Source organism: Pseudomonas sp., assembly GCF_050739995.1.
Lineage (GTDB): Bacteria > Pseudomonadota > Gammaproteobacteria > Pseudomonadales > Pseudomonadaceae > Aquipseudomonas.
The window spans coordinates 1-5,352 of record NZ_JBOICG010000225.1 but is presented as its reverse complement, the minus strand read 5'-3'; the positions used below and the strand labels follow the sequence as shown (position 1 = coordinate 5,352).

The following is a 5,352-nucleotide window of genomic DNA, read 5'->3' as shown; positions in this document are numbered from 1 at the left end:
GGCTACCTCTATGGCAACGCGTTCAGCGACTCAACGGCTTTCAACCGCGAACCGGCCCCCAGCCATGAAGCCAACTTTGGCAAACTCATGCTGGGCCGTATCGACTTGGTGATCACCGACCGCCGTGTGGGGCAGCACGTCATCAAGAACCTCGGCCTGGAGGGCAAGGTTAGCCAGGCGCCGTTGGTGATCAGCCGCCAGCAGCAATTTTTGGCCGTACGCCGGGGTGCGGGCATGGACTTGCTGGTGCAGCGCTTTGCCGCCGAGCTCAAGCGCTTCAAACAAGAGCCGGCCTACGCCGTGTTGAGCGCAAAATATGGCGGTATCCACGCGCACATCGCCCCCATTACAACGTCAACAGGCACCGTTGAGCACCAGGAAAGCAGCGCGCCGTGATTGCTCTGTTATACTCCGGCCTTTCCGCCAGGCTCACGCCCGGCCGCTGAGGTCTTGAAAAAGGCACCTAACCCAGCTACTGCGCAGCTTTCAGCCCGCGCGAGCCGGTGGAGTGCCCGCCAGACGCAGCAGGACCGGACGGGGTTGCGCTCCCCTAAGCGCCATTCACGCCCGGCAAGATTATCCCTTTGGGCCAAGCCCTAACTAAAACAGGATTACTCATGTCCTTTGCTTCCCTCGGTCTCTCCGAGGCTTTAGTCCGCGCCATCGAGGCAGCGGGCTATACCGAGCCTACTCCGGTGCAACAGCGGGCCATTCCCGCCGTGTTGCAAGGTCGCGACCTGATGGTTGCGGCTCAGACAGGTACTGGTAAAACCGGTGGTTTCGCCCTCCCGATCCTGGAGCGGTTGTTCCCCAACGGTCACCCGGACAAATCCCAGCGTCATGGCCCGCGCCAACCGCGCGTACTGGTCCTGACCCCAACCCGCGAACTCGCCGCCCAGGTACACGACAGCTTCAAGCTGTATGCCCGCGACTTGAAGTTCGTCAGCGCCTGCATCTTCGGCGGCGTCGGCATGAACCCACAGGTTCAGGCCATGTCCCGTGGTGTTGACGTGCTGGTGGCGTGCCCGGGTCGCTTGCTCGACCTGTGCGGCCAAGGTAGCGTCGATTTGTCCCACGTGGAAATCCTCGTACTGGACGAAGCCGACCGCATGCTCGACATGGGCTTTGTCCATGACGTGAAAAAAGTCCTCGCCCGCCTGCCAGCCAAGCGCCAGAACCTGCTGTTCTCGGCCACGTTCTCCCAGGACATTACCGCCCTGGCCGGCAAGCTGCTGCACAACCCGGAACGCATCGAAGTCACGCCACCGAACACCACGGTCGAGCGTATCGAGCAACGCGTATTCCGCCTGGCCGCCAGCCACAAGCGTGCGCTGCTGGCCCACCTGATCACCGCCGGCGCCTGGGAACAGGTACTGGTGTTCACCCGTACCAAGCACGGCGCCAACCGTCTGGCCGAGTACCTGGACAAGCACGGCCTCACCGCCGTCGCCATCCACGGCAACAAGAGCCAGAACGCGCGCACCAAGGCCCTGGCTGACTTCAAGGCCGGCACCGTACGCATCCTGGTCGCCACTGATATCGCCGCCCGCGGCCTGGATATCGACCAGTTGCCACACGTGGTCAACTTCGAACTGCCTAACGTCGACGAAGACTATGTGCACCGTATCGGCCGTACCGGCCGCGCCGGTCGTTCGGGTGAAGCCATTTCCCTGGTCGCACCGGACGAAGAAAAACTGCTGAAAAGCATCGAGCGCATGACCAAGCAGAAGATCGCCGACGGCGACCTGATGGGCTTCGATGCCAGCGCCGTGGAGGCCGAGAAGCCTGAAGCGCGCGAGCGTCCGGACGTGCGCAACCCACGCAACCCACGCGGTCCGAAGGGCGATGGCCCGAACGGCGGCGGTGGTGGCGGTGGTCGTCGCGACAAGGGCAAAGACAAAGGCAAGGAAAAATCTGCCTCCAGCGGCCGTGGCGAACGCCCTGCCCGCGAGCAGAAGCCCCGTGAAGGTACTCCGGCCCGCGAACAGCGCCAGCCGAGCCAGCCGCCACGTGCTGCCGCTGATCGTGCCCCGGACGAGTTCCTGGACGACGATATCGATAACTTCGGTAACCGCGTCGACTACGTACCTCAGGCCAAGCCGGCCCAAGGTCGCGGCCGTCGCCCAGGTGCCCCGGCACAGGGCGCTGGTGCGGGTGCTCCACGCAACGGTCAACCGCAAGGCGGTCGTCAGAACGGTCCGCGCAACAGCAGCGGCGGTACCACCGGTACTCCACCTGCCAAGCGCAACGGCCCGCGCAATGGTGCACCTCGTGACGGCCAGGCTCGCCGCGAAGACTCGCGCAACCGCCGCCCAGCCCGTGATGACCAGCCACGCTCGTCCGAACCCGCCGTGCAGAACCCGCGTGGTGGCCCGGCACCGAAAATCATCCACAAGGAGTCGAAGGCTGATCGCTTCCCGACACCTGAGCAGTTGGATCAACTGCCAGGCCGTCCTCGTGGTGAAAAACCCGCGTTGCTGACCCGCAACCGCTGAGTTTCAAAGCCGATAAAAAATGCCCCGCCTCTTTCGAGACGGGGCATTTTTTTTTGACTCAACACAGGTCAACTGTGGGAGCTGGCTTGCCTGCGATTGCATTCCGGGCATAAAAAAACCGGATCTCAGGATCCGGTTTTTTCGTGTAAAAACAGAAATTACTTCGCTTTCACACCTTCAAAGGTGATGTACAGCTGAACCACGTCGGACTGTGGACCTACGTCCATGCCACCTGGGTTGAACTCCTTGCGGCTGAGCGAAGTGGTGCCTTCAAAGCCGGCACGGTAGCCGCCCCATGGATCCTTGCCTTCGCCCAAGAAGGTAGCCTTGACTACAACAGGTTTGGTCACGCCGTGGAAGGTCAGGTCGCCAGTGACGTCAGCAGTCAGCTTGCCATCTGCATTTTTGCCGGTTGGCTTGACGCTGGTGGAGACGAACTTGGCATCAGGGAATTTGCCCGACTCCAGGAAGTCCTTGCTGTTGACGTGCTTGTCACGCTCAGCGTGGTTGGAGAACACACTGGCGGTACGCACGTTGACTTCAATCTTGGCGTCTTCAGGCTTGGCCGCGTCAAAGCTGAACTTGCCGTCCAGGTCCTTGAAGGTACCGGTGATGTAGCTGTAGCCCAGGTGGCTGATCTTGAAGTCGACGAAGGCGTGCTGGCCTTCTTTGTCGATCACGTAGTCGGCAGCCATTGCCGAACCGGCGGACAGCAGGGCAGTACCGATTGCCAAAGCGGCGAGGGTCTTTTTCAACATGCTTTCTATTCCTTGTGAGTCGAGGTTGAACATCAGGCTTTGCGCCCCAGCATTCGCGTCAGGGTCGCGTCACGATCGATAAAGTGGTGTTTCAATGCAGCCACGCCGTGCAAACCGGCGAAAACCACCAGCACCCAGGCAAGGTACAAATGCACCACGCCCGCGGTATCTGCCTGGTCCGGTAGACCGGAAATCACGGCAGGAATTTCAAACAGGCCAAACACCGGGATACCAACACCATCTGCGGTGGAAATCAGGTAACCGGCGATCATCACGGCAAACAGCCCGAGATACAGGAACGCGTGGCCAAATGCGGCACCGATACGGGTCAAGCGACTGTAGCTGGCCAGCGGTGGTGGCGGCGGGCTGACCAAGCGCCAGACAATCCGCACCAGCATGATGGCGAACAACGTGATGCCAATACTCTTGTGCAGATCCGGTGCGTCTTTACGCCAGGCGCTGTAGTAGTCGAGGCCGACCATCCACAAGCCCAAGGCAAACAGGCCAAATACCACAAGGGCAACACCCCAGTGCAAGACCATACTGACCCAACCATAGCGGGCCGGTGAGTTGCGTAGCTGCATGTACTTAATCCCGTAAGAACTGTGCCCAAGACTAGCGATTTACCTATCGAATTAAAGCGCAATTTTTTGCTTTGAAATATCGAGAAATACGATCTAGACAGTATGCACAGTACGTTAACAATGGATTAAGGACTATTCCTAAGAAACGTGACAGATCGTCCTGCGTTTAACGCGAATTCCCCCACAATGGGTTGTGGCACCGCCCGCCATTGCATAGGCTTGCGCGATTGTTTCGCCTGCGCCTGCCGCAGGACCGCTTCGAGGAGATAACCGATGGGCTTGAACAACCAGTGGATGCAACGCGACCTCGCGGTGCTGTGGCATCCCTGCACCCAGATGAAAGACCACCAGCAACTGCCGCTGATCCCCATCAAGCGCGGTGAAGGCGTGTGGCTGGAAGACTTCGAAGGCAAGCGCTACCTCGACGCCGTCAGTTCCTGGTGGGTCAATGTGTTTGGTCACGCCAACCCGCGCATCAACCAACGCATCAAGGACCAGGTCGACCAGTTGGAGCACGTGATCCTCGCCGGCTTCAGCCACCAGCCTGTGATCGAGCTGTCCGAGCGTTTGGTGCAGATGACACCTGAAGGCCTGACCCGGTGCTTCTACGCCGATAACGGTTCGTCCTGCATCGAAGTCGCGCTGAAAATGAGCTTCCACTACTGGCTCAACCGCGGCCTGCCGAATAAAAAGCGCTTCGTCACCCTGACCAACAGCTACCACGGCGAAACCATCGCCGCGATGTCGGTGGGCGACGTGCCGCTGTTCACCGAGACCTACAAGGCGTTGCTGCTCGACACGATCAAAGTGCCGAGCCCGGATTGCTACCTGCGCCCCGAAGGCATGAGCTGGGAAGAACACTCGCGCAACATGTTCCAGGCCATGGAGCAGACCCTGGCGGAAAACCACGACACCGTCGCCGCCGTGATCGTCGAACCGCTGATCCAGGGCGCCGGCGGCATGCGCATGTACCACCCGGTGTACCTCAAGTTGCTGCGTGAAGCCTGCGACCGCTACGGCGTGCACCTGATCCACGACGAAATCGCCGTGGGCTTCGGCCGCACCGGCAGCATGTTCGCTTGTGAGCAAGCGGGCATTCGCCCGGACTTCCTGTGTCTGTCCAAGGCCCTCACCGGTGGTTACCTGCCGCTCGCGGCCGTGATCACCACCGATGACGTGTACGACGCGTTCTACGACGACTACCCCACCCTGCGCGCCTTCCTGCACTCCCACAGCTACACCGGCAACCCGCTGGCGTGTGCCGCGGCACTGGCGACCTTGGATATCTTCGAAGAAGACAACGTCATCGAAAACAACAAGGCCCTGGCCCAGCGCATGGCCACCGCCACTGCGCACCTGGTGGACCACCCCCACGTCTCGGAAGTCCGCCAGACCGGCATGGTGTTGGCCATCGAAATGGTCCAGGACAAAGCCACCAAGACCGCCTACCCCTGGCAGGAGCGCCGTGGCCTGAAGGTGTTCGAACACGCCCTGGAACGCGGCGCACTGCTGCGG

General features: G+C 60.9%; 4 protein-coding genes and 1 pseudogene. 3 read left to right on the top strand and 2 right to left on the bottom strand.

The annotated features are described in order from the left end of the window. Both ACRESD_RS07745 and ACRESD_RS07740 read left to right on the top strand, forming a co-directional pair. Positions 1 to 396, top strand: a pseudogene (locus ACRESD_RS07745) (amino acid ABC transporter substrate-binding protein); the annotation flags it as partial. Between the two features lie 221 nt (positions 397 to 617). Further along, the gene (locus tag ACRESD_RS07740; protein WP_431750382.1) at positions 618 to 2,495 is read left to right on the top strand and encodes a DEAD/DEAH box helicase; all 1,878 of its coding nucleotides are present in this window, start codon (positions 618 to 620) and stop codon (positions 2,493 to 2,495) included. Between the two features lie 158 nt (positions 2,496 to 2,653). Here ACRESD_RS07740 and ACRESD_RS07735 read toward each other — a convergent pair whose 3' ends face one another. After that, the gene (locus ACRESD_RS07735; protein ID WP_431750381.1) at positions 2,654 to 3,253 is read right to left on the bottom strand and encodes a YceI family protein; all 600 of its coding nucleotides are present in this window, start codon (positions 3,251 to 3,253) and stop codon (positions 2,654 to 2,656) included. A 32-nt stretch (positions 3,254 to 3,285) separates the two neighbouring features. Next, a complete protein-coding gene (locus tag ACRESD_RS07730; RefSeq protein WP_431750380.1) occupies positions 3,286 to 3,837 on the bottom strand; it encodes a cytochrome b in 552 nt (183 codons plus the stop codon). A 273-nt stretch (positions 3,838 to 4,110) separates the two neighbouring features. On the opposite strand from ACRESD_RS07730, the gene ACRESD_RS07725 reads away from it, so the two are divergent. Beyond that, a partial coding sequence (locus tag ACRESD_RS07725; protein WP_431750379.1) for an adenosylmethionine--8-amino-7-oxononanoate transaminase occupies positions 4,111 to 5,352 on the top strand: 1,242 nt, incomplete at its 3' end.

Excerpts from the sequence above, each read along its gene's own strand:
- ACRESD_RS07730 (WP_431750380.1), bottom strand. The coding sequence starts at position 3,837 with ATGCAGCTACGCAACTCACCGGCCCGCTATGGTTGGGTCAGTATGGTC.
- ACRESD_RS07735 (WP_431750381.1), bottom strand. The coding sequence starts at position 3,253 with ATGTTGAAAAAGACCCTCGCCGCTTTGGCAATCGGTACTGCCCTGCTG.
- ACRESD_RS07740 (WP_431750382.1), top strand. The coding sequence starts at position 618 with ATGTCCTTTGCTTCCCTCGGTCTCTCCGAGGCTTTAGTCCGCGCCATC.